This window comes from Pelagibacterium halotolerans, from assembly GCF_044811015.1.
GTDB lineage: Bacteria > Pseudomonadota > Alphaproteobacteria > Rhizobiales > Devosiaceae > Pelagibacterium > Pelagibacterium halotolerans_A.
In genome coordinates this window covers 55198-78483 of sequence record NZ_CP085243.1, presented here as the reverse complement: position 1 = coordinate 78483, position 23286 = coordinate 55198, and the positions used below count along the sequence as shown (strand labels likewise).

At 60.8% G+C, this 23286-nt stretch carries 27 protein-coding genes and 1 pseudogene; 21 read left to right on the top strand and 7 right to left on the bottom strand.

What is annotated here, in order from left to right; genetic code table 11:
* Window positions 1–444 (top strand): GFA family protein, encoded by a 444-nt coding sequence (locus LG281_RS00410; protein ID WP_404403287.1) that lies wholly within the window; start codon window positions 1–3, stop codon window positions 442–444.
* A 143-nt stretch (window positions 445–587) separates the two neighbouring features.
* On the opposite strand, the gene LG281_RS00405 is transcribed toward LG281_RS00410, so the two are convergent.
* Complete coding sequence (locus LG281_RS00405) at window positions 588–1052, bottom strand: hypothetical protein (RefSeq protein ID WP_404403286.1); 465 nt, start codon at window positions 1050–1052, stop codon at window positions 588–590.
* 256 nt (window positions 1053–1308) lie between these two features.
* Between LG281_RS00405 and soxR the strand changes: the two are divergent.
* Window positions 1309–1764 (top strand): annotated as a pseudogene (gene soxR / locus LG281_RS00400) (redox-sensitive transcriptional activator SoxR); the annotation flags it as partial.
* A gap of 72 nt (window positions 1765–1836) precedes the next feature.
* Here the strand turns inward: soxR and LG281_RS00395 are convergent.
* The gene (locus tag LG281_RS00395) at window positions 1837–2574 is read right to left on the bottom strand and encodes a cytochrome c biogenesis CcdA family protein (RefSeq protein ID WP_404403285.1); all 738 of its coding nucleotides are present in this window, start codon (window positions 2572–2574) and stop codon (window positions 1837–1839) included.
* Between the two features lie 188 nt (window positions 2575–2762).
* On the opposite strand from LG281_RS00395, the gene rpe reads away from it, so the two are divergent.
* The 3 genes from rpe to LG281_RS00380 all read left to right on the top strand — a co-directional run bounded on the left by rpe (window position 2763) and on the right by LG281_RS00380 (window position 5255).
* Complete coding sequence (gene rpe / locus LG281_RS00390; RefSeq protein ID WP_404403284.1) at window positions 2763–3443, top strand: ribulose-phosphate 3-epimerase; 681 nt, start codon at window positions 2763–2765, stop codon at window positions 3441–3443.
* A gap of 182 nt (window positions 3444–3625) precedes the next feature.
* Window positions 3626–4930, top strand: a complete 1305-nt coding sequence (purB, locus tag LG281_RS00385; RefSeq protein ID WP_404403283.1) for an adenylosuccinate lyase — start codon at window positions 3626–3628, stop codon at window positions 4928–4930.
* A 106-nt stretch (window positions 4931–5036) separates the two neighbouring features.
* On the top strand, window positions 5037–5255 hold the full coding sequence (locus LG281_RS00380) for a helix-hairpin-helix domain-containing protein (RefSeq protein WP_404403282.1): 219 nt from the start codon (window positions 5037–5039) through the stop codon (window positions 5253–5255).
* A 15-nt stretch (window positions 5256–5270) separates the two neighbouring features.
* Here the strand turns inward: LG281_RS00380 and LG281_RS00375 are convergent, their stop codons facing one another.
* The gene (locus LG281_RS00375; protein WP_404403281.1) at window positions 5271–5564 is read right to left on the bottom strand and encodes an excalibur calcium-binding domain-containing protein; all 294 of its coding nucleotides are present in this window, start codon (window positions 5562–5564) and stop codon (window positions 5271–5273) included.
* A 14-nt stretch (window positions 5565–5578) separates the two neighbouring features.
* Between LG281_RS00375 and LG281_RS00370 the strand changes: the two genes are divergently transcribed.
* The gene (locus tag LG281_RS00370) at window positions 5579–6130 is read left to right on the top strand and encodes an RBBP9/YdeN family alpha/beta hydrolase (protein ID WP_404403280.1); all 552 of its coding nucleotides are present in this window, start codon (window positions 5579–5581) and stop codon (window positions 6128–6130) included.
* 258 nt (window positions 6131–6388) lie between these two features.
* On the opposite strand, the gene LG281_RS00365 is transcribed toward LG281_RS00370, so the two are convergent.
* A complete protein-coding gene (locus tag LG281_RS00365; protein ID WP_404403279.1) occupies window positions 6389–6715 on the bottom strand; it encodes a DUF1476 domain-containing protein in 327 nt (108 codons plus the stop codon).
* A gap of 287 nt (window positions 6716–7002) precedes the next feature.
* Between LG281_RS00365 and purC the strand changes: the two genes are divergently transcribed.
* From purC to LG281_RS00300, 13 genes are all read left to right on the top strand, one after another.
* Window positions 7003–7767 (top strand): phosphoribosylaminoimidazolesuccinocarboxamide synthase, encoded by a 765-nt coding sequence (gene purC / locus LG281_RS00360; protein ID WP_404403278.1) that lies wholly within the window; start codon window positions 7003–7005, stop codon window positions 7765–7767.
* 31 nt (window positions 7768–7798) lie between these two features.
* The gene (gene purS, locus LG281_RS00355; RefSeq protein WP_404403277.1) at window positions 7799–8041 is read left to right on the top strand and encodes a phosphoribosylformylglycinamidine synthase subunit PurS; all 243 of its coding nucleotides are present in this window, start codon (window positions 7799–7801) and stop codon (window positions 8039–8041) included.
* Window positions 8042–8386: 345 nt separating this feature from the next.
* A complete protein-coding gene (locus LG281_RS00350; protein ID WP_404403276.1) occupies window positions 8387–9472 on the top strand; it encodes an acyltransferase family protein in 1086 nt (361 codons plus the stop codon).
* 124 nt (window positions 9473–9596) lie between these two features.
* Window positions 9597–10256 carry a phosphoribosylformylglycinamidine synthase subunit PurQ gene (gene purQ, locus LG281_RS00345; protein WP_404403275.1) on the top strand — a complete coding sequence of 220 codons (660 nt, stop codon included), beginning with the start codon at window positions 9597–9599 and terminating at the stop codon, window positions 10254–10256.
* A 106-nt stretch (window positions 10257–10362) separates the two neighbouring features.
* On the top strand, window positions 10363–11061 hold the full coding sequence (locus LG281_RS00340; RefSeq protein WP_404403274.1) for a DUF3800 domain-containing protein: 699 nt from the start codon (window positions 10363–10365) through the stop codon (window positions 11059–11061).
* Window positions 11062–11076: 15 nt separating this feature from the next.
* Window positions 11077–13287, top strand: a complete 2211-nt coding sequence (purL, locus tag LG281_RS00335; protein ID WP_404403273.1) for a phosphoribosylformylglycinamidine synthase subunit PurL — start codon at window positions 11077–11079, stop codon at window positions 13285–13287.
* 217 nt (window positions 13288–13504) lie between these two features.
* On the top strand, window positions 13505–13738 hold the full coding sequence (locus tag LG281_RS00330; RefSeq protein WP_404403272.1) for a BolA family protein: 234 nt from the start codon (window positions 13505–13507) through the stop codon (window positions 13736–13738).
* A gap of 22 nt (window positions 13739–13760) precedes the next feature.
* Window positions 13761–14072, top strand: a complete 312-nt coding sequence (locus tag LG281_RS00325; protein WP_404403271.1) for a DUF6665 family protein — start codon at window positions 13761–13763, stop codon at window positions 14070–14072.
* Entirely contained in the window at window positions 14072–14701 is a 630-nt protein-coding gene (locus LG281_RS00320) for an HAD-IA family hydrolase (protein ID WP_404403270.1), read from the top strand. The genes LG281_RS00325 and LG281_RS00320 overlap by 1 nt, the downstream gene beginning before the upstream one ends.
* Before the next feature lie 91 nt (window positions 14702–14792).
* Complete coding sequence (gene grxD, locus LG281_RS00315) at window positions 14793–15128, top strand: Grx4 family monothiol glutaredoxin (protein ID WP_404403269.1); 336 nt, start codon at window positions 14793–14795, stop codon at window positions 15126–15128.
* 110 nt (window positions 15129–15238) lie between these two features.
* Entirely contained in the window at window positions 15239–16273 is a 1035-nt protein-coding gene (locus tag LG281_RS00310) for an alpha/beta hydrolase (RefSeq protein WP_404403268.1), read from the top strand.
* Window positions 16274–16355: 82 nt separating this feature from the next.
* A complete protein-coding gene (locus LG281_RS00305) occupies window positions 16356–17594 on the top strand; it encodes an MFS transporter (RefSeq protein WP_404403267.1) in 1239 nt (412 codons plus the stop codon).
* A 109-nt stretch (window positions 17595–17703) separates the two neighbouring features.
* Window positions 17704–18942: a multidrug effflux MFS transporter gene (locus LG281_RS00300; RefSeq protein WP_404403266.1), complete on the top strand. Its 1239-nt coding sequence runs from the start codon at window positions 17704–17706 to the stop codon at window positions 18940–18942.
* Between the two features lie 13 nt (window positions 18943–18955).
* Here the strand turns inward: LG281_RS00300 and LG281_RS00295 are convergent, their stop codons facing one another.
* On the bottom strand, window positions 18956–19399 hold the full coding sequence (locus LG281_RS00295) for a MarR family winged helix-turn-helix transcriptional regulator (RefSeq protein ID WP_404403265.1): 444 nt from the start codon (window positions 19397–19399) through the stop codon (window positions 18956–18958).
* Between the two features lie 101 nt (window positions 19400–19500).
* On the opposite strand from LG281_RS00295, the gene LG281_RS00290 reads away from it, so the two are divergent.
* Entirely contained in the window at window positions 19501–19827 is a 327-nt protein-coding gene (locus tag LG281_RS00290; protein WP_404403264.1) for a rhodanese-like domain-containing protein, read from the top strand.
* Window positions 19828–19835: 8 nt separating this feature from the next.
* Here LG281_RS00290 and LG281_RS00285 read toward each other — a convergent pair whose 3' ends face one another.
* Together LG281_RS00285 and ttcA are read right to left on the bottom strand one after the other, a co-directional pair.
* Window positions 19836–20654, bottom strand: a complete 819-nt coding sequence (locus tag LG281_RS00285; protein WP_404403263.1) for an inositol monophosphatase family protein — start codon at window positions 20652–20654, stop codon at window positions 19836–19838.
* Entirely contained in the window at window positions 20651–21508 is an 858-nt protein-coding gene (ttcA, locus tag LG281_RS00280; RefSeq protein ID WP_404403262.1) for a tRNA 2-thiocytidine(32) synthetase TtcA, read from the bottom strand. The genes LG281_RS00285 and ttcA overlap by 4 nt, the downstream gene beginning before the upstream one ends.
* Window positions 21509–21941: 433 nt before the next feature.
* Here ttcA and LG281_RS00275 point away from each other — a divergent pair, with 433 nt between their 5' ends.
* Complete coding sequence (locus LG281_RS00275) at window positions 21942–23285, top strand: peptide transporter (protein WP_404403261.1); 1344 nt, start codon at window positions 21942–21944, stop codon at window positions 23283–23285.
* The last annotated feature ends 1 nt before the right edge of the window (window position 23286 follow it).

Genomic DNA, 23286 nt, shown 5'->3' with positions numbered 1-23286 from the left:
ATGAATGATACGATTACCGGGAGATGCCTCTGCCGAAAAATTGAGTTTGAATTTTCTGGCGACGTGAATTGGGTTTTGAACTGCCATTGCGAAACTTGCCGCCGCTCCACCTCGTCCCCAATGACGACTTGGGTTTCGGTTCCAAATGAGAATTTCAAATTCGTGAAAGGTGTACCATGCAAGTATTCCTCTTCGAAGGGAGTCTTGCGCAAGTTTTGTTCTGATTGTGGTAGCCCTCTCAGCTATGAAAGCGAAAAAATGCCAGGGGAAATCCATCTTTACCTGGCAAGTTTGGACGATCCAAATATTCTCGAACCCACATGTCATGTTTTTGAGAGCGAAAAACTATCTTGGTTTGAGGTTCATGACACTCTGGCCCGTTATGCAACCACCCGAAAAGGTGGAGCGATCAAGCCTGATCACTTCGGGCCAAAAGAGGTTTAGTGCAATATGCTTCACTTAACCAATGCAACCAGAAGCCAATTGATCGAAAGGTCACTTTGTCCGCATAGCGGCCGTTCCCGTTGGGGGACGCTAATGGCAGCTTCCCACTCCATCCCCGCCGTTCCCAATCCACCGCCCGCCCCCTACACCCTCCCCACGCCCATCGCGGTCATGAACCCCAGCAAAACCAATATCCCCCCGACATGCACCACCGTATCCATCGGCAATGCCTTGCGCATCGCCGGACGCGGATCCGCGCCCGCCCGCAGCGCCGCCATCACCGGCTTGCCGCTATTCCGCCCATAGGCGCGCATGCCGAAAAACACCGCGAACGATGCGGTGACGGTCAGCCCGTAGGGCGTCCACAGGTCTTCAACCGACCGGAAGCGCCCGCTCAGATACGCCCGGGCGAGCCCTGTAAGGATGGTCGCAATCGCCGACCACATCACGACTGTACGGGCGCGCTTGCCCAACGCACCCCAATATTTGGCAATCGTCTCCGGCTCGAGCACCACCAGCGCCGGTAGCCAGATCAACGTCCCCGCTAGCGCCGAACCGGCCCAGATCACGGCCGAAACAACATGCAGATACTGAAAAAGCTCAAACACATCTCTCTCCTGTCCATTCGCCCGGTGCACATGGAAACAAAGGGCCAAGCCAAAAAATTCGGCTTCGTCCCATGGGCAGTCGCGCCTTTCAAATTCACGCGGTTTCTGCCTGCGTGCCCCCGTTATCTTCGTCCAAAGCACGGGCTGCCGCCTGCCACTTCGGATGAGCGGGACACGCGTCTTGCGCAGCCACGACTCGGACCGTACAATCTCAACCTAAGTTTAGGTCAAGGTTTGAATTGAGGGTTTGAGAACAATGCCAAAGGCACGTGCGGTATCTCCGGCGCCTCCCGCGCCGCTCACCGTCGGCGAACTCGCCGAGCGCGCCGGCGTCGCGGTATCCGCCCTGCACTTTTACGAACGCAAGGGATTGATCGCCAGCTTCCGCACCCCCGGCAACCAGCGGCGCTATCCACGGGCCATGCTCCGCCGGGTGAGTGTCATCAAGGCTGCCCAGGCGCTGGGCCTCTCGCTTGATCTGATCGGCGATGCGCTCTCGGTCCTCCCAGTGGATCGTGCGCCAACAAGCGCCGATTGGGAGCGCATGACCTCCCATTGGCGCGCTGAGCTCGACGACCGAATCGCGAGGCTGCTGCTCTTGCGCGAAATGCTGTCCGGCTGCATCGGCTGCGGCTGCCTTTCGACCGAAATCTGCCCCCTGCGCAACGCCGGCGACGCGCTTGCCGTCCGGGGGCCGGGCCCGCAATACCTCAATCCCGAAACGCTGAAAGGTCAGATCGATACGATCATGGCCGCAATAGACCGCGCCATCGCCGGTGAGCAATCAGCCGAATTGGCTGAGCGCCGGGAAGGTCTCGAGGAACCAGAATGAAATCCGGGTGAAGTTCCCGGTGAGGAATAGGAGCCCCACGACAACGAGGAACGCCCCCATCACCTTCTCGACCGTCCCCAGATGCTTGCGGAACCCTTCGAAGAACGACAGGAACGGCCCGATCGCGAGCGCCGCGAGCAGGAACGGCACGCCGAGCCCCGCCGAATAGACCCCAAGAAGCGCCGCGCCTTCCCAAGCCGTCTCCCGGCTTGCCGCCACGGTGAGGATCGCCGCGAGCACCGGCCCGATGCAGGGCGTCCACCCGATGGCGAAAGCCAGCCCGAGCAAAAATCCGCCTAGCGGTCCGCTCGCGATTTTCGGCCCTTCCATCCGGAACTGCCGGTAAAGCGCCGAAATCCGGAAGACGCCGAGGAAATGCAGCCCCATCACGATGATGACGATTCCCGCCAGCGGCATCAAAACCGGCAGCGCCCGCCGCAAAATCTGCCCGAACACCGTCGCCGTCGCCCCGAACGCGATGAAGACCAGCGAAAACCCTATAATAAAGGCAAGCGCGGTGACCACCGTCCGCCCGTAAAGCGCCCCGCCCACGGTCCCGTCGGTCTGCATCCGCTCGAACGTCGCCCCGCTCATATAGCTGAGATAAGGCGGCACCAGCGGCAGCACGCACGGGCTGAGAAAGCTCAGGATTCCGGCGCCGAAAATGACGGGCAGTTCAAAACCGAACATAGGATCTCCGAATGCGTTCGCTCCGTTTTACCCGGTTTGCCCCTCCGCGCAATGCGCGCAATCGGCGCATCGCAGGGATGTGACCGGCGGGGAATATCGACCAAGGAACGAGAGCCAAAGGCGATTTGGGGCTGGGATTCGCGCCGCCATCATAATAAGACACCCTCGAAACCGATCCGGGGCACCCAATGACGGACACATCCATCAAGATTGCACCCTCCATCCTCTCCGCCGACTTCGCGCGCCTCGGCGACGAGGTCCGCGCCGCCGACACCGGCGGCTGCGACTGGATCCATGTCGATGTGATGGACGGGCATTTCGTCCCCAACATCACCATCGGCCCGTTGATCGTCGAAGCCATCCGCCCGGTGACGCAAAAGCTCCTCGACGTCCACCTGATGATCGCCCCCGCCGATCCCTATATCGAAGCCTTCGCCAAAGCCGGCGCCGACCTGATCACGGTCCACGCCGAAGCCGGCCCGCACCTCGACCGCACGCTTCAGGCCATCAAGGCCCACGGCAAAAAGGCCGGCGTCGCACTCAACCCCGCGACCCCCGTCTCGGCCATCCAGCACGTCCTCGACCGCATCGACATCGTCCTCATCATGAGCGTCAACCCCGGCTTCGGCGGCCAAGCCTTCATCCCCGAAGCGATCACCAAAGCCGCGCAGGCCCGCGACCTGATCGGCAGCCGCGATATCGAGATCGAAGTCGATGGCGGCGTCGATCCCTCCAACGCTGGCGCCCTCGCCGCCGCCGGCGTCACCGCTTTCGTCGCCGGCTCGTCGGTCTATAAAGGCAACGATCCCGCCACCTACGCTCCCCGCATCGCCGCCATCCGCGAAGCCGCAATGAAGGCGCTGCGCTAGGGTGGGTTGAGAATTGGATCAGGGTGAGCCGAAAATGGGGGTTTTCGAGAACCGGAGCGGAGCGTACTTCATGTACGTGAGCACCGGAAGCGCAGAAAACTGCCATTTGCAGGCCGCCATGGTCTAATTCTCAACACACCCTAAGTCCATGAATCACACTCTTAACGAGGTCCGCTAACCCCATGATCCCGCGCTATTCCCGCAAAGAAATGGTCGACATCTGGTCGCCCGAAACCAAGTTCCGGATCTGGTTCGAGATCGAGGCCCACGCCGCCACCGCGCAGGCCAAGCTCGGCGTCATCCCCGCCGACGCCGCCGAAACGGTCTGGGCCAAAGGCAGGGACGCGACCTTCAATGTCGAGCGGATCGACGAGATCGAGCGTGAGGTGAAGCACGACGTCATCGCATTCCTCACGCACCTTTCCGAAATCGTCGGCCCCGAAGCCCGCTTCGTCCACCAGGGCATGACCTCGTCCGACGTGCTCGACACCACCCTTTCGGTCCAGCTCGCCCGCGCCTCGGACCTGCTCCTCGCGGACCTTGATGCGCTCCTCGCCGCGCTCAAAAAACGAGCCTTTGAGCACAAGGATACCATCACCATCGGCCGCAGCCACGGCATCCATGCCGAGCCGACCACCTTCGGTGTCAAGCTCGCACAGGCCTATGCCGAATTCGCCCGCTGCCGCGAGCGGCTGCTAGCTGCCCGCAAGGAGATCGCGACCTGCGCTATCTCCGGCGCCGTCGGCACTTTCGCCAATATCGATCCGTCCGTGGAAGAATACGTCGCCGAGCAGATGGGCCTAGAGATCGAGCCCGTCTCGACCCAGGTCATCCCGCGCGACCGGCACGCGATGTATTTCGCCACTCTCGGCGTCATCGCCTCGTCCGTCGAGCGGCTGGCCACCGAAATCCGCCACCTCCAGCGGACCGAAGTCCTCGAAGCCGAAGAGTTCTTCTCCAAGGGCCAGAAGGGCTCCTCGGCCATGCCACACAAGCGCAATCCGGTTTTGACCGAAAACCTCACCGGCCTCGCCCGCATCGTGCGGGGCATGGTGACCCCCGCACTCGAAAACGTCGCGCTCTGGCACGAGCGCGACATCTCACATTCCTCGGTCGAGCGCATGATCGGCCCGGACGCCACCGTCACCCTCGATTTCGCGCTGGCACGCCTGACCAACGTTATCGAAAATCTCGTCGTCTACCCCGAGAACATGAAAGCCAACATGGACAAGCTCGGCGGTCTCCACAATTCCCAGCGCTTCCTGCTCGCCCTTACCCAAGCGGGCATGAGCCGCGAGGAAAGCTACGCAGCCGTCCAGCGCAACGCCATGAAAGTCTGGCGCGGCGAAGGCAAGTTCCCGGATTTCCTCAAGGCCGATCCGGAAGTCTCGGCAAAACTCAGCGACGAACAGATCGAAGCGAGCTTTGACGATGCGTATCATTTGAAGCATGTGGATACGATTTTCAAACGGGTGTTTGGGACATAGCCCCCACCCCGCGCGTGGGTTCCGACGGGTAAACCGCCGTTCGATTGCCCGGAGCCCACGCCCATCCTAACCTTGCGTTTCCAGCAGTATAACAGACGGTGACGCTATGCCTCCGACACCCGACATACGCCCGGTCGGCGATCTCCCGAACGAAATCGGCAAAACCGCCGCCCGTGAACTCTCCCACAACGGCATCACCAGCCTGGAGCAGGTCGCTGCGCACTCGAAAAAGGAACTATTGGCAATCCATGGTGTGGGGCCCAAGGCAGTCGCCATTCTCGGCGATGCACTGGCGGCCAGCGGCCTCGACTACAAAGAGTCCTGAACCATCCGCCTCCCTTTATGAAGCGAATTGCCCTGCGATATCGGGATTGACCGTTGACAAAGCAGAAGGCTGACCTCTGCGCAAGAGGTACAACTCCATGGCGTCGCCGCAAAGCGCTTCGCAAGGAATTCCGTCGTTGTCACCGTCTCGCTGCGCATGCCCACACTGGCGGAAGTAAAAGTCCGCTTCCGCGCAACTTCTTATCTGCGTGCAGGCCGGTTTCCGGTCACAGCGCCATTCCTGGCCAACCGCGATTGCCGCCCAGCTTGTCGCGCAATACAAAAGCAGAAATCCCAACGCCCTTCGCATGAATTGATCGTACCATGAAAACCGCAGACGTCGACATCCTCATCGTCCCCGGCCTCGGCCATTCGGGCCCCGGCCACTGGCAGCGCCGCTGGGTGGAAAAAATCCGCACGGCGCGTTTCGTCGAGCAGGACGAATGGGACACCCCAACGCTCGAAGGCTGGGTGGATACGCTCCATAAAGACATCATGATGGCCACGCGCCCGGTAGTGCTTGTCGGCCATTCCCTCGGCGTCCCCGCCATCGTCGCGGCCAGCCAGCGCCTCGCCGACACCAAAGTGAAGGCCGCCTTCCTCGTCGCCCCGCCCGACGTCGATGAGCACCCCAACGTCCCCAAGGCGGCCGCCCCGTTCAAAAACCTCCCCCGCGATCCACTCCGCTTCCCCTCAATGCTCGTTGCCTCGAGCAATGATCCGTACTGCACCGTCGAACGCGCGGCAGAATTCGCAAGCTGCTGGGGCTCGGACTTTCACGTGGCAGGCGACATCGGACATATCAACACCGACTCCGGCCACGGCCCCTGGCCCGAGGGCCTGTTGATGTTCACGCGGCTGATGAGCCGGATATAGGGGGGTTTCTCTGTCTGACTGAATCACCAGCCCCCCTCCCGTCATCACCCGGTTTATCCGGATGATCCAGCAGCGCGCCGTCCGGCGCGCGGGAGACTCTATCGACGCCGCGATTAGCGCAACCGCTGCTCTGACCACCCGGATAAACCGGGTGATGACGGAATGGAGAAATACCGACCCCGCACACGCGTACTCCAACCCACAAAAAAGCCCCCGCACCGGCCGATGCGAGGGCAATACACTTAATCTTCGCCCCGACTACGCCTCGGAAAGAATTTCCTTTTTCGCCTGCATGTCGAATTCGGCCACCTTGGTGCGAATCTCGGCGTCGGAAATATCGACCCCTTTAGCCTCGAAGTCGGCCAGAACCTTGCGCACCACGTCCTCGGGACCGGCCTCGGTCATATCCACGGCGATGATCTCGGCGACATAGTTCGCGCGCGCATCGGCGTCCTCGATGCCCATATGTGTGCACGCCCAATATGCGAGATGCTTGTTGCGGCGTGCCTCGGCCTTGAACCGCAGATTGGCGTCATGGGCGAACTTGGCTTCCTCGCCTCTTTCGCGTTCTTCAAAGGTGGACATGACAATTGCTCCCGATGTCGAACCGCCTATGTGCGGTCGTTGGACTATGAGTGTGCAATATGCGGTTCTCTCGCGCAAATCAACGCCGGTAATGCCGCACCGATTAACCGTGCTGACCGAATGGTCGCGTTTTTGCGCAATAGCGGGTGGAATCGCGTTATGAATGCCGCCGAAAACATCGTCCCCGTTATCATGGGGCTTGCTTTTTGGGGGCAAAAAGGCGCATGAGTGCGCGCAATTCCGAAAATCGCCCCGATCCATAACCGGATCATCAACGGACAGGTGAAATGAACCGTCGTCGCAAGATTTATGAAGGCAAGGCCAAGGTCCTTTATGAGGGCCCCGAACCCGGAACCCTGATTCAGCATTTCAAGGACGATGCCACCGCCGGTAACGGCGCCAAGCACGAAATCATCGACGGCAAGGGCGTCCTCAACAACCGGATTTCCGAGTTCATTTTCACCAAGCTCAACCAGCTCGGCATCCCCACCCACTTCGTCCGCCGCGTTAACATGCGCGAGCAGTTGATCCGTGAAGTCGAGATCATCCCGCTCGAGATCATCGTCCGTAACGTCGCGGCGGGTTCGCTGTGCAAGCGCCTCGGGCTCGAGCCCGGTACCCAGCTCCCCCGCTCGATCATCGAATTCTGCTATAAGGACGACGCGCTCAACGATCCCATGGTTTCCGAAGAGCATATCACCGCCTTCGGCTGGGCCACCCCGCAGGAGCTCGACGACATCATGGCGCTTGCCGTGCGCGTCAACGATTTCCTCACCGGCCTGTTCATGGGCGTCGGTATCCAGCTCGTCGACTTCAAGATCGAGTGCGGCCGCCTTTATGAGGGCGATCTGATGCGCATCGTGCTCGCTGACGAGATTTCGCCCGACAATTGCCGGCTTTGGGACGTCAAAACCCGGAACAAGCTCGACAAGGATCGCTTCCGCGAGGATCTCGGCGGGCTCGTCGACGCCTACCGCGAGGTCGCCCAGCGCCTGGGTATTCTCGTCGAGGCCGATAACGCGCTCACGACCGGCCCCCGGCTGGTCCAATAACAAACCGCAATCAAGGGAAGAAACCGGAACCATGAAAGCCCGTGTCATCGTCACCTTGAAGAACGGCGTGCTCGACCCTCAGGGTCAGGCCATTGAAGGCTCGCTCGTAGGGCAGGGCTTCGAGGGCGTCCAGTCCGTCCGCCAGGGTAAGGTCTTCGACCTCGAACTCGACGCCGCGGACGCGGTTTCCGCCGAGACGGAAATCCGCCGCATGTGCGAAAAGCTGCTCGCCAACACTGTCATCGAAAATTTCGACATAGAGATTATCGGTTAACCTCTAAAACTTAAACTAAATGCCCGCGCCAACTCTGTTCGGCGCGGCCAAGGAGTTGTGACTAAATGCTGAAAACCGCCACCCTGTCCCTTCTGTTCTTCGCAGCCTTGGGGATCATGGTCGCCGCTTATGGGACCGTGCCGGCCTGACGGGCACGAGTGGAATTTTAGGGGCACTTAATACCCCACGTAAAAGCCGGAAGTGACGCTTCCGGCTTTTTGCTTTTCCCTGGCCGGTTAACGGTTCCTGTTCACCATAACCGCGTACAAACCGCCCAATTGTGTCATGCAATGTTAAAACCGCGCGCACGCTTTGCCGCAAATTGAACGCGTAAGGGACGCGAAAATGACAGCCGCACAAAAGCCCCGCCTCAATTGGGTAGACCTCGCCAAGGGCCTCTCGATCATCCTCGTGGTGATGATGCACTCGACCTATGGCGTGGGCAACGACACCGGCCAGACCGGTTTCATGCACTACATCCTCGCCTTCGCGACGCCTTTCCGCATGCCCGAATTCTTCCTGATTTCCGGGCTTTTCCTGGGCGCGGTCATTGCCCGTCCCTGGCGCCATTTCGCCGACCGGCGCATCGTGCATTACCTCTATTTCTACGCGCTCTGGGCCGTAATCATTATCCTTTTCAAGCACTTGCTGGTCGACCGTGACCCGGCAGGCACCCTCGCCACCCTGGGCACCGCGGTTTATGACCCCTACTCCGTCCTCTGGTTCATCTACGCGCTGGCGGTCTTCGGCCTGATCGCCAAGGTCTTATGGCAACTGAAGATTCCCCACTGGGCCACTGTGATCGCCGCAGCCGCGCTCTCGATCGCCCCGGTCGAAACCCCGCTGGCAATCCTCAACTACACCGCGCACTACTTCGTCTACTTCTACCTCGGCTATGCCGGCGCCCCCTGGATCATGCGACTGGCGGAAGAGATCGGCAAACGCCCCGTTCTGGCCCTCGGAAGCCTGGCCCTCTGGGCTGTCGCCAACGCCGCCCTCGTCTTCGCACCCGGCCATGTGGTCGCCCCGGGCTTTGTGACGCTCGGCGTCGCCGGCATCCCGGGCGCCACCTTCGTCCTCGCAGTCGCCGGCGCACTCGCAGTCTGCACCACCGCCGTGCTGCTCGCCAAAGCGCCGGGCTTCGCCTGGTTGCGCTGGATCGGCGCAAATTCAATCGTCATTTACCTGAGCTTCGTCATCCCCATGGGCGTTTTCCGGACGCTCCTGCTCAAGGTGATGCCGAACATTGACACCGGCATTGCAAGCTTGGCCGTCCTGATCGTCGCCGTTACAAGCCCCCTCGTCCTCTACTGGATCATCGGCAAGACCGGCTTCGGAAAATTCCTCTTCGAGCGTCCCGCCTGGGCGCACATTCCGGGCGCACCCGGCAGCCGCTGGGGCCTGCGCCCCGCGCAGACTCCGGCTCAATAACACCGATTTGTCGGCAATAAAGGGGGTTGTTGGTGCGAAAGCCCAACAACCCCCTTGCCTTTTGCGCGCAAAATCCCGAAAAGGCCCGCATCCGCCATCATCCTGTACATGAAGGGCCCGCGCGATGAAGTCCGCCGTCGTCGTCTTTCCCGGCTTGAACCGCGACCGCGACATGATCGCGGCGCTCGAAAAAATCGGCGGCACCCCGCCCGCCGTGGTCTGGCACAAAGATGCCGAACTCCCCGACGTCGACCTGATTGTCATCCCCGGCGGCTTTTCCTATGGCGACTATCTCCGCGCCGGCGCCATCGCGGCCCGTTCGCCCATAATGAACGTCATCCGCGAGCGCGTCGAAAAGGGCGTCCACGTCCTCGGCGTCTGCAACGGCTTCCAGATTCTCACTGAGGCAGGCCTTCTCCCCGGCGTCCTCATGCGCAACGCGTCGCTCAAATTCGTGTGCAAGGAAGTCAAGCTCCAGGTTGCCAACGCCAACACGCCCTTCTCGCGCGAATACGCAGCCGGCCAAGTCTTCCGCTGTCCCATCGCGCACCACGACGGCAACTATTTCGCCGACGCCCAAACGCTCCAAACGCTTGAGGATAACGGCCAGGTCGTCTTCCGCTACGCCGAAGACACCAATCCCAACGGCTCGCTCAACGACATCGCCGGCATCGTCAACGCCCGCGGCAACGTCCTGGGCATGATGCCTCATCCGGAAAACCTCATCGAGCCCGCCCATGGCGGCGAAGACGGCCGCGGCATCTTCGCCGGGCTTTTGGATTGAACGCAGCCGCATGGTGAACTATATTCGCTAGAGCTAGCCGAGAGGTCCGCCCATGCGGGCCGTGAGTTCATATGAGCTCCTTGGCTAGCCTTATTTTTGGAAACCAATGTACCTTCTCTACGTGGATGACTCAGGTGATATCGACGACCCCAACCTGACGCATTTCGTCCTTGGGGGCTTCGCCATCTTCGAGCGACAAACATATTGGCTCTCCAAAGAACTGGACGCCATTGCCGAAAGGTTCGATGCAGCTGACCCTCACAGCATTGAATTGCATGGCAATCCGATGGTTCAGGGTAATCGGGGCTGGAAGAGATTTCCGCGAGCGGACAGAAACCTTGCGATTTCCGATGCGATCTCTGCGTTCAAACGCACGCACCCGAAAAACAAGATTTTCTCAGTCGTGATGGAAAAAGGCTCGGTCGAAGGCGACGACCCGGTCGAATTCGCGTTCGAGCAATTGTGCAACCGTTTCGACCGATACCTTACGCGCCTGCACCGGGAAGGTGATACGCAGCGCGGCTTGCTCATCATGGACAAAACCGGCTATGAGCGGCGTTTCCAGGGATTAGCGCGCGATTTTTCCTCGACAGGACACCGTTGGGGTACGCTAAGAAATGTCGCTGAGGTTCCAATGTTCGTAGATTCCCGCGCATCCCGGCTTATCCAACTCGCAGACCTCATGTCCTATTCGATCTTTCGTCACTTCGAAAAATCCGATAGCGAAAACTATAACCTTCTATCCTCCAGATTCGATGCGGAAGGCACGCAGGTTCACGGCCTCGTGCATTGGCGCCGTCGTTAAACCTTGGCTCGCTCCATGACCATCCCCAACGAACCCCAGATCACGCCCCAACTCGTCGCCGATCACGGCCTTAAGCCCGACGAATACCAAAAGATCCTCGACCTGATCGGCCGAGAGCCGAGCTTCACCGAATTGGGCATCTTCTCGGCCATGTGGAACGAGCACTGCTCGTATAAAAGCTCGAAAAAGTGGCTCAAGACCCTGCCCACCAAGGGCCCGCGCGTGCTCCAGGGGCCGGGCGAGAACGCCGGTGTGGTCGATATCGGCGACGGCCAGGCGGTCGTCTTCAAGATGGAGAGCCACAACCACCCCAGCTATATCGAGCCCTATCAGGGCGCCGCAACTGGCGTCGGGGGCATATTGCGCGATGTCTTCACCATGGGTGCGCGCCCCATCGCCGCGATGAACGCGCTCCGCTTCGGTGAACCCGATCACGAAAAGACCAAACACCTCGTCTCCGGCGTCGTCGCCGGTGTCGGCGGCTATGGCAATTCCTTCGGCGTGCCGACGGTCGGCGGCGAGGTTCAGTTCGACGCGCGCTACAACGGCAACATCCTCGTTAACGCCTTCGCGGCAGGGCTCGCGGACGCCGACAAGATTTTCCTCTCGGAAGCCAAGGGCGTTGGCCTGCCCGTCGTCTATCTCGGCGCCAAGACCGGCCGCGACGGCGTCGGCGGCGCGACAATGGCCTCTGCCGAATTCGGCGACGACATCGAGGAAAAGCGCCCCACCGTCCAGGTCGGCGATCCGTTCACCGAAAAGCGGCTCTTGGAAGCGTGCCTCGAGTTGATGGCCACTGGCGCGGTGATCGCCATCCAGGACATGGGCGCGGCGGGCCTCACCTGCTCGGCGGTTGAAATGGGCGCCAAGGGCGACCTCGGCGTGGAGCTCGACCTCGACGCGGTGCCCGTCCGCGAAGAGAACATGACCGCCTACGAGATGATGCTCTCGGAATCCCAAGAGCGCATGCTCATGGTCCTCCACCCCGAAAAGGAAGCCGAAGCCCGCGCCGTCTTCGAAAAGTGGGAACTCGACTTCGCCACCGTCGGCAAGACCACCGATGACCTCCGCTTCCGCGTGCTCTGGCAGGGCACGGAAGTCGCCAACCTTCCCATCAAGGAATTGGGCGACGAGGCCCCCGAATACGACCGCCCCTGGGTCGCTCCCACTCTGCCTGCGCCCATCGCACCGGACGCCGTCCCGCAGATGGACGTCGCGGACGCTGTCCTCGGCCTTCTGAACTCCGCCAACCACTCTTCGCGCCGCTGGGTCTATGAGCAATACGATACGCTCATCGGCGGCAATTCGCTGCAGACGCCGGGCGGTGATGCCGGTGTTGTGCGCGTAGACGGGCACCCGGAAAAAGCCCTCGCCTTCTCCTCGGACGTCAACCCGCGCTATTGCGAAGCCGACCCTTATGAAGGCGGTAAGCAGGCGGTGGCCGAATGCTGGCGCAACCTCATCGCCACCGGCGCCGAGCCGCTCGCGGCCACCGACAACCTTAATTTCGGCAATCCCGAGCGCCCCGAAATCATGGGCCAGATCGTTCATGCCATCAAAGGCATCGGCGAAGCCTGTACCGTGCTCGAATTCCCCATCGTTTCGGGCAATGTCTCGCTTTACAACGAAACCAATGGCCGCGGCATCCTTCCAACGCCCACCATCGCCGGGGTGGGGTTGATCCCCGACAGCTCCAAGATGGCCCGCAAGGGTTTCGCCGAAGAAGGCGACGTCATCCTCCTCGTCGGCGCCCCCGAAGGCTGGGGTTCCCATTTGGGCCAGTCCGCCTATCTGCGCGACCTGCACGGCCGCCGCGAAGGCACCGCACCGCATGTCGATCTCGATGCCGAAAAAGCCGCCGGCCAATTCGTCCTCTCGCTGATCCACGATGGGCTGGCCACCGCCGTCCACGACCTCTCGGACGGCGGCCTCGGCCTCGGCCTCGCCGAGATGGCGATTGCCGGAAATATCGGCGCGACGATCGACGCACCCGCGGGCAATCCCGTCGCCGCGTTCTTCGGCGAAGACCAGAACCGCTACCTCGTCACGGTCAAGCCCGAAGATGCCGAAAAGGTGATCGCCCCGGCTCCCGTCTCGGCCATCCGGATCGGCACGACGGGCGGGGATTCCTTGAAGCTCGGCGCCGCACGCGCCATATCGGTGGCAGACCTTGTGGCCGCCTACGAGGGCTGGTTCCCCGCCTTTATGGGCGCTACAATTAACTAGAGGCGGTGCAAAGGGATTGTGCGGAATGCACCCTCCCCTCCATCCGTCATCCGCGGGCTTGGCCCGCGGACCTTGCGGGGCCTCCACGAATCTGGTGGGGAAAATAGGCGGCGAGGTCGCCGGGTCAAGCCCGGCGATGACGATTGAGAGGAGCGTGCGCAACCACCTACAGTCTGCCGAGCGCAGCGATGTGTTTGATCAAGTTTAGGAGCCTTACATGCCAATGGATGCAGCCGAAATCGAGGGCCTCATCAAAAAGGCGCTGCCCGATGCCAAGGTTGACATCCGCGATCTGGCCGGCGACGGCGATCACTACGCCGCAACGGTCGTATCCGAAGCCTTCCGTGGCAAATCCCGGGTGCAGCAGCACCAGCTCGTCTATGCAGCCTTGAAGGGCGACATGGGCGGCAAGCTGCACGCCCTGGCGCTCCAAACGAGCGCGCCGGACTAAAGCCCTAAGAGGAGGACCGCCAATGACCCTAAGGGACTCCCTCGACCTCATCAAAGCCGTCAACCCCGAAGGCGGTCAGGCGGTTCTCGAACACGAAATCCTCGCCGAGCGCGCCTCCTCGCTCAACGCCGCCGAAGCGCGTGTCGAAAAGACCATGGCCGCGCTTCACGCCGAGGACGGCGACCGCCCCACGCTCCTTGCGGACGCCCGCGAAGCGGTGTGGGCCTATTTCGTCCAGCGCGAACTCGTCGGGTTCAAGCGTCATCAGGACGTCATCGCGGCGTTCAACATCACCCGCGAAGTGCTCAACGGGTTGGGCGTGGTGCGGCGGTAATGGCGCGGGCGGTCTTTTTCGACGTCGACGGCGTGCTCGTTCATGGCTATCACGCCAAGCCGGAGCTGCAGCAACGCTGGGATGAAAACCTCCTAGAAGACCTCGGCATTCGCCCTGAGGATTTCAAAACCGAGTTCATTTACGGCACCTTTATCAACGAAGTGCTCCCCGGAAAGCTGTCCCTTGTTGCAGCGCTGGACGACGTTCTGCCGCGCCTTGGCTATAAGGGCTCGTCGCTGACGCTGGTAGACTATTGGCTGCGGCACGACAGCAATATCGACGTGGCCATGTTCGAAACGGTCAAGAAACTCGCGCGCCAACCGGGCGTGGACCTCTACATGGCCACCAACCAGGATCACTTGCGCGCCTTCTACATCTGGCAGGAACTCGGCTACGGGGATCTCTTCAAGGACATGTTCTACGCGTCCCGCATGGGCGTTTCGAAACCGGACGCAGCATTCTTCGACCGCGTAATGGAGCGTATCGGCCCGCAAGACACGCCACCGCTGTTTTTCGACGATAGTCCCAAGGTCATAGAAGCCGCCAATGCGTATGGCTGGGAAGCGGTTCTCTACGAAACCCATAAAGACTGCATTGGCCATCCGTTCATCACCGAGCGTTTGAGTTAGCCTCCCCTCGACATCGGGGTCCCAATCCCCTATCTATCGGGAAACACCGATGAACCCCGTCTCCTCTCCGGGTGAGAAAGGTTAGAATTTCATGAGTGATATCAACAACTTCATCGACGAGAAGGTCAAGTCCAACGACGTCTTCCTGTTCATGAAGGGCACCCCAGATTTCCCCCAATGCGGGTTCTCCGGCCAGGTGGTGCAGATTCTCAACTATCTCGGCGTCGAATACGATTCGGCCAACGTGCTCGAAAGCGACGAGCTGCGCCAGGGCATCAAGGACTATTCGAACTGGCCGACCATTCCCCAGCTCTACGTAAAGGGCGAGTTCGTCGGCGGGTGTGACATCATCCGCGAAATGTTCCAGGCTGGTGAATTGCAGACGCACTTCCAGAACGCCGGCGTCCCGGTCAAGCAGACCGCCTGATCAGGCCGACAGATGAATGCGAAGAAGGCGGAGTTTCGGCTGCGCCTTTTTTATTGCCGTTGCGCCGTTTTCCCCACTAGGCTCTGCTCAAGTTTGGGGAACCGGTCGTGATGAAAATGTTTCTTCTTTCTGCCCTCGGCGGCGTCGCTGGTATCGCGGTTGTCGTCTATCTCGCCTTCCAGCTCAGTCCCTGGCCTTCGGCCCTGATCATCCGGCAGATGTTCACGATGGGCGACAAGATGGCGATGGGAAAGCTCGAAAAGCATCTCCCGTCCAACATCACCGAGCGCCTTAACCTCGCTTATGGCGACGGCCCTAACGAGATTTTCGATCTCTTTTATCCTCAAGGCACGGACGGCCCGCTGCCCACCATAGTCTGGACGCATGGTGGCGGTTGGGTAGCAGGCAGCAAGGAGGGCGTTGACAACTATGTCCGCATCCTCGCCAGCCACGGCTACACGGCGGTGAGCCTCGACTACACCATCGCGCCCGAAGCAACCTATCCTACGCCCGTCAAACAGGTCACCGCCGCCCTCGCGCACCTCATCGCCAACGCCGAAGACTACAACATCGACCCCAACCGCATCGTCCTCGCCGGCGATTCGGCAGGTGCCCAGATCACGGCACAGATCGCCAATCTCGCCACTGCGCCGGACTATGCCGAAGAAATTGGTATCGCCCCGGCCATTGACGCGAACCAGATCGCCGGCCTCCTGCTCTTCTGCGGCGCCTACGACCTCGACATGGCCGACCAGAAAGGCGCCTTCGCCTGGTTCGTCCACTCGGTCCTCTGGGCTTATTCGGGGAAGAAGGATTTCATGAGCGACGGCGTCGTCCGCGAAGCTTCGGTCATCGACTACGTCACGCCGGCCTTCCCGCCCACCTTTATCACCGCCGGCAATGGCGATCCGCTCGAACCCCAATCCGTAGCCTTCGCCCGGAAGCTCGAATCGGTCGGTATCGAGGTCGATTCGCTGTTCTACCCAAAGAACCATTCACCTTCGTTGCCTCACGAGTACCAGTTCAACCTCGACATCCCGGACGGCGAGGCCGCGCTAAGCCGTATTCTGGCGTTTCTGGGCGCCGTCTTTGCGGAAACACCGGAGCAATCCACCCACGCTTCGGGCTCACATCAGCCAAGCTGATAGCTGCCATTCGTCATTTTCGTTTGGTGCCCCGCCCCAAGCCCTTTATCGTCACCCGACGATAAAAATGAGACCTGCCCCGATGACCACCCTGTCTGTCACCCGGCCTCCACTGCGCATTCCCCTGCCGATCCTCATCGTGGCCGGTTGTGTCATCGCGATGATCACCTTTGGCGTGCGCTCCTCGTCCGGCCTGTTCCAGGCCCCCATGACCGCCGATCTGGGCTGGTCGAGCACCGGTTTTTCCATGGCGTTTGCTGTCCAGAACCTCATCTGGGGTATAGCACAGCCTTTCGCCGGCGGCTTTGCCGACCGGTATGGCACCGGGCGCACGCTGGCGATCGGTGGACTGATCTACGCCGCAGGCGCGGTTATGGCCGCCTATAGCCCAGGCGTCGAAATGTTCACCCTCTCCGCCGGCGTCATCATGGGTGTCGGCATTGCGGCGACCTCGTTCGGCATCGTCATGGCCGCCTTCGGCCGCGCCGTGCCGCCGGAAAAGCGTTCAACAGTCTTCGGTGTCGCCACGGCCGCATCCTCTATGGGCCAATTCGTCTTCGCACCGCTCGGCCAGGCCTTCATCAGTCAGTTCGGCTGGCAGATGGCGCTCGTCTATCTCGGTGCGATCCTGCTCCTCGTCGTGCCCCTTTCGATCACCCTGCGCGGCCGCACCGAAAGCGCACCGGGCAGCGCCGATTTGCCCTTCATGCAGGCCCTCGCCAAAGCGCTCGGCCACGGCTCCTATCGTCTCCTGGTCATCGGCTTCTTCGTCTGCGGCTTCCACCTGGCCTTTATCACCGTCCACTTCCCGACCTTCCTCCTCCAATGCGGGCTTTCCCCGGCGGTCGGCTCCTGGGCGCTGGCGCTGATCGGGCTCTTCAACGTCGCAGGCTCGCTCCTGGCCGGTTGGCTGGGCGACCGTATGCCCAAGCACTACCTCTTGTCGGCCATCTATTTCCTCCGCGCTGTCGGCACCATGGCCTTCCTGTTCCTACCGATCACCGAAGCCTCAACCTATATCTACGCGGCTACGCTCGGCATTCTCTGGCTCGCCACCGTCCCGCCCACCGCCGGGCTTGTGAGCCTGTTCTTCGGTCCGCGCTATATGGGCATGCTGTACGGCGTCGCCTTCCTCTCGCACCAGATCGGTTCGTTCCTCGGTGTCTGGCTCGGCGGCGTGGTGTTCGATACCACCGGCAATTATGACCTCGTCTGGTATCTCGGCATCATGATCGGTCTAGGCTCCGCGCTCGTGCACCTGCCGATCAAGGAAAAACCGGCCCCGCTTTTCCTTGCGCCTGCACCGGTGGCAGCCGAATAGATTCTATGCTCTGAGCACGGTTTTTGGGTTGCCATCGACCGAATGCGGGTTCAAAGTTTACGCTCAATGGCCGGGATACCAACCCGGCCAAAACCGTTTGAGACATCCAATGACCACTTCAGCCGTAGCCAAGCGGGAGGTTTCCCGCCCCGAATTCATTGCGCTGATCGCATCGCTGATGGCGCTCAACGCGCTCGCCATCGACGTCATGCTGCCCGCCCTGCCCAACATGGCCGAGGCGCTCAACGTCGCCAGTGAAAACGAGGCACAGCTCGTCCTTGGGACCTACATGCTCGGCTTCGGGGCCGCTCAACTCCTCTTCGGTCCGCTCTCGGACCGCTTCGGACGCCGCCCGCCGCTTCTGGTCGGCATGCTGATCTACATCGCTGCCGCCGCCCTTGCGGTAGTAGCACCCAATTTCGCTACGTTGCTCGCACTGCGCTTTGTGCAGGGCCTGGGCGCTGCGAGCACGCGGGTGATCGCGGTCTCCACTGTGCGCGACAGGTTCGGCGGACGCGCGATGGCGGAGGTCATGTCGCTTGTCTTCATGGTCTTCATGATCGTGCCAGTCGTCGCACCTTCGGTCGGCCAGCTACTTCTAACCGCCGGTCACTGGCAATGGATATTCCTCTTCATGGCCGGCCTCGCCGTAATCGTCTTCGTCTGGGTCTTCGTGCGCCTGCCAGAAACCCTCATGCCCGAGAACCGCCGCGAACTACGCCTTGGAATCGTCGTCGAGGGTTTCCGTATCGTCTTTTCCAACATCCCGGCTATGAGCTACGGTCTCGCGGGGGCCTTCATCTTCGGCGCGCTCTTCGGCTTCATTTCGACCTCTCAGCAGATCTATGTCGGAATCTACGAAACCGGCGCAATGTTCCCGATCTACTTCGCCGCCGGGGCGGGCATAATGTCGGTTTCGTCCTACACCAATTCGATCATGGTGCGTAAAATCGGCATGCGCCGGCTGGCGCATGGCGCTCTGCTCTGCTTCATCACCTTCAGCCTGTTGTGGCTTGTCCTGGCGATAACGATCGACGTGCCGCTATGGCTGTTTTTCACCCTCGTCTCCGCCGCGATGTTCATGTTCGGCTGGACGGCGCCCAACATGAACGCGCTCGCCATGGAGCCGTTGGGGAATGTCGCGGGCACGGCCTCGTCGGTTTTCGGCTTCATCCAGACCGCCGGCGGCGCCCTTTTAGGCACCTATATCGGCCAGAACTTCGACGGCACGCTTGTGCCCGTCGCAACTGGCTATTTCGTCCTCGGCCTCTCGACCCTTGTCCTCGTGCTCATTGCGGAAAAGGGCCGGCTCTTCGGAGTGGGCGAGGCTTACAAGACCACCACATAGACGTTTGAAGCGGCTAGTCCTGCTTCAAACGCGCCTTTACCTTACGCAGGGCGGCCGTCAGAGCCGCCGCATCTGCGGGCGTCAATGCGTCTGAAAACACCGAATCGATGGCTGCCCGATAGTGCGGCCACATTTTGGCGCGTGTGGCTTTGCCCGCCGGCGTGATAACCGCAAGCGCCGCTCTGCGGTCGACCGGATCCGCCCGGCGCTCGATGAGCCCCTCACCCGCCATCCGGTCGAGCAACCGTGTCATGTTATAGCGCTCGACGACCAAGCGCTCCGCAAGATCGCCGATCCGCATTTCGCCCCCCACCCGCTCAAGCTCGAGCAACAGGTCGTACCAGGCTAATGGCGGCTGCCCCGCAGCCTTGAGCTGCCCCTCAATTGCCCGCAGCGCCATCGCATGGGTATTCAACCACTGGCTCCAGGCCAGATGCTGGCGTTCATTGTCCGTCATGGTTCACCTCTCGCAATCACATTTAATTGCACTTGCAATCAATGTCCATCGCTATATATATGCATATGCAATTATCGTAATTGCAACGAAAGGAGACCATAATGACCAAAGAAGTGTCGCGTTCGGACCTCGCTCAGGCCATGCTGAGCAAGGAACCGCCAATCGTGTTCGAAGCGCTGGACAAGAAATATTTCGATCACGGGCACCTGCCAGGCGCCATCATGATGCCGCCGGCGGAAGTCGCAGCAACGGCGCAATCGCACGTGGCCCGCAAGGATGCCCCGGTCGTGATCTATTGCGCGTCCGATACTTGCGCGAACTCGCACGAAGCTGCCGGTGAGCTTGCCGGTCTGGGCTATTCCAACATCGCCGTCTACACCGGCGGCAAAAAGGACTGGTCCGAAGCAGGCTTGAAGCTCGAACGCTGAGGCAGCGCTTAAACCGTGAAAACCGCCTGGCGCAGAACATTCCAGCTCTCTGCGTCGGGCGTCACAATCAGCCCGCCCGCCGTATCCGACGGCGCGTAGGGCGAACCATCGAATTTCGCCAGATACCCGCCGGCCTCCTGCACAATCAGTGCACCCGCCAGATGATCCCAGGGCATGAGTTTGTTGAACATCAGAAAGTGACAGTGCCCGGTCGCAAAGGTCCGATAGTCATGCGCCGCGCAACGGTAGTTGGCGACGATACGCGGCTTGGCGAGGTTCGCGAAGAACCGCTTACGGGCATCCATCGGTGTAAGCCCCAGCGATGCATGCCCCACCATATCGCCAAGCGCCACCGGCGCGCTCACGGAAATCGGGATCGCCTCGCCCGTGGGACGAACCAAATGCGCCCCTGCACCCTTTTCGGCGATAAGCCAGTCGTCCCCCATCGGATCGTAGATGATCCCGGCAACGGTTTCGCCTTTCGAAACCACCGACGCCATCACGCCGAACAGAGGTAACCCCGCAGCATAGTTCGCCGTCCCGTCGATAGGATCGACGACAATGGCCAGATCGGCCTTGCCGACCTCTAAAAGCAGGGACGGGTCCGCAGCCACCGACTCTTCGCCGACAAATGCCGCCCCCGGCGCAAGCACGCCCACCGCCTTGCCGATGAACCGCTCCGCTGCCGCGTCGGCCACCGTCACGAGATCGACCGCATCGGTTTTTTCGGTCACCTCGCCAGCATCGAGCTTGCGAAAGCGGGGCAGGATCTCGGCCTTCGCCGCATCGCGCAGGATATTGGCGAGCGCCGCAACGTCGATACTCATTGCGCAACCTCCGCGGCCAGTCCGGCAAAATCAAACAGCCGCGTATCGAGCATGTGACTGGGGTTTATGTTGCCGAGCGCCCGGATCATAACGTCCTTACGCCCCGGCATCTTGCGCTCGAAATCGTCGAGCATCGCCTTCATCGCATTGCGCTGAAGCCCGTCCTGGCTGCCGCACAGGTCGCAAGGGATGATCGGAAACGCCAACGCTTCGGCGAACCGCGCCAGGTCGGCCTCGGCACAGAACGCCAATGGCCGGAGGACTTCAAGGTCGCCCTCGTCGTTCAAGAGTTTGGGCGGCATTGCCGCAAGCTTGCCGCCGTGAAAGAGGTTCATGAAAAAGGTCTCAAGAATGTCCTCGCGGTGATGCCCGAGAACCAGCGCCGAGCACCCCTCCTCCCGCGCAATCCGGTAAAGATGCCCCCGCCGCAACCGCGAACATAGCGAGCAATACGTGCTTCCCTCGGACAGCTTGTCGGTGACGATCGAATAGGTGTCCTGATATTCGATCCGGTGCGGAATGCCGTGCCGGTCAAGGAACTCGGGCAGAATATGCTTGGGGAACCCCGGCTGCCCCTGATCGAGATTGCACGCCAGAATCTCGACGGGCAGGAGCCCGCGCCATTTGAGGTCCATCAGGATCGCCAGCAACCCGTAACTGTCCTTGCCGCCCGAGAGCGCGACGAGCCACTTCTCACCCGGCCGAACCATGCCGTAGGCCTCGAGTGCTTCGCGCGTAAGTCGGATCAACCGCTTCCGAAGCTTGTTGAATTCCACCCCGCCCGGCGCATTGCGATAGAGGCTGTGCCCGCCCGTATCGTCGTGATCGAGAATCAGAGGTTCGGCACTGCTCATGGTCCGCACTCCCTAAGCGCCTGCAACACAAAAAGCTCCGGGCATCGACGCCCCGAGGCTTGATATAGGCTATCGGCGTGGGAGGAAAGCCCCGCAGGATGGATGCGCCCTCCGGGGGCGCTATGGAGAACGCAGCCATCCATTGGGTGACGCATTTGAAGCCAGAGAGAACCTCTGCCTAATGCCACCGCGCCCCCGTTGCGGCGCGCGGTACGGCACGCGCCGCACCCTATGGCAGCCGCCTTGTTGGCGATTAAATCTCCGCACGGAAATTTGCGTCTAAAGCAATGAAATCGCTCTCACGTCGGCGTCACATTCCCGTTTACGGGAAAATGAAACGCTTGCTTTAATTTCTCCCGAACTCTTAGCTATTTCAACGGACGATGCGCCGGTTCGGCGCCGTCCACCAATTGACCATAAAGAGGACGCAGAAGTGTTTCGATCCTTCTTTCCCGCACCCCGGTTGTTTTTCGGCTCCGCGCTCGCGTGGCTGATGCTGGCGACCGTCATATGGATGACAGTCGGCAGCACGCTACAGACGTATTTAAGCATCGACCGGTTTGTGATTCTCCCGACCTGCGAGGCCGTTTCGCCGACCGAGGACCTGCCTCAAGGCCAGACTGCACCGGATGTAGCACCCCCCGGTGAGGTTCAGGAAGATGGCATCGTCGCCGAACTTTTATGCCTGCCCGAAGGCACCTTCTTCAACGCCGAACGCGTCTGGCTCTACCAATACGTGCTCATCGTCGCACTCGCCTTCTGCGCGTTCTGGTATGTCTATAAGCGCAACCGCTGGTACTGGTGGTCCGTGGTCGGCACGACGACCATCCTGATCGTCATCTACTTCAACGTCCAGGTTGATGCCTTCGTAAACGATTGGCAGGGGGCATTCTTCAATACGGTACAACAGGCGCTATCCCAACCTGGCTCAGTGAGCCCGGAAGAGTTTTACGGCGGCATATTCTTGCTGTTCATTGTACTGACGCCACGCATCCTCGTTCTCGTGCTTCTGGCGTTTTTCACGTCGCACTATGTGTTCCGGTGGCGCAAGGCGATGAACGCCTACTATATGGGCTATTGGCCCGCAATACGGACCACGGAGGGCGCCGCCCAGCGCGTTCAGGAAGACACGATGCGGTTTGCCCAGATCATGGAAGATCTCGGCACGGCCTTTTTCGATGCACTCATCACCCTCGCCGTCTTCGTGCCCATCCTGTGGACGCTCTCCCAGCACGTCGCCGATGTTCCCTTTTTGGGTGACATACCCGGCAGCCTTGTTTGGGTCGCGCTGGTCGCGTCGGCATTTGGTACCGTGCTGCTTGCGGCAGTTGGCATAAAACTGCCCGGCCTGCAGTTCGAGAACCAGAAAGTCGAAGCTGCGTACCGTAAGGAACTCGTTTATGGTGAAGACAGCGCCGACCGGGCAACGCCCCCATCGGTCCGCGAGCTTTTCGCCAATGTGCAGCGCAACTATTTCCGCATTTACTGGCACTACACCTACTTCAATTTCGCGCGCTACGGCTATCTGCAGCTTGCCGGCTATATTCCGCTGATGACCCTGTCACCGGCAATTCTTGCAGGCACTTTGACGTTGGGCGCCTACCAGCAAGTGCAGCAGGCCTTCGGGCAGGTCGCGACCTCGTTCCAGTTCCTTGCCAGAGCCTGGACCGTTGTTATCGAGCTGATGTCGGTTCGCGCCCGGCTCAAGCGGTTCGAAAGCTTCATCCCGCAGGATGAAGAGCCCGACGAAAACCTCGTCGCCGCCTACATGACCTGAC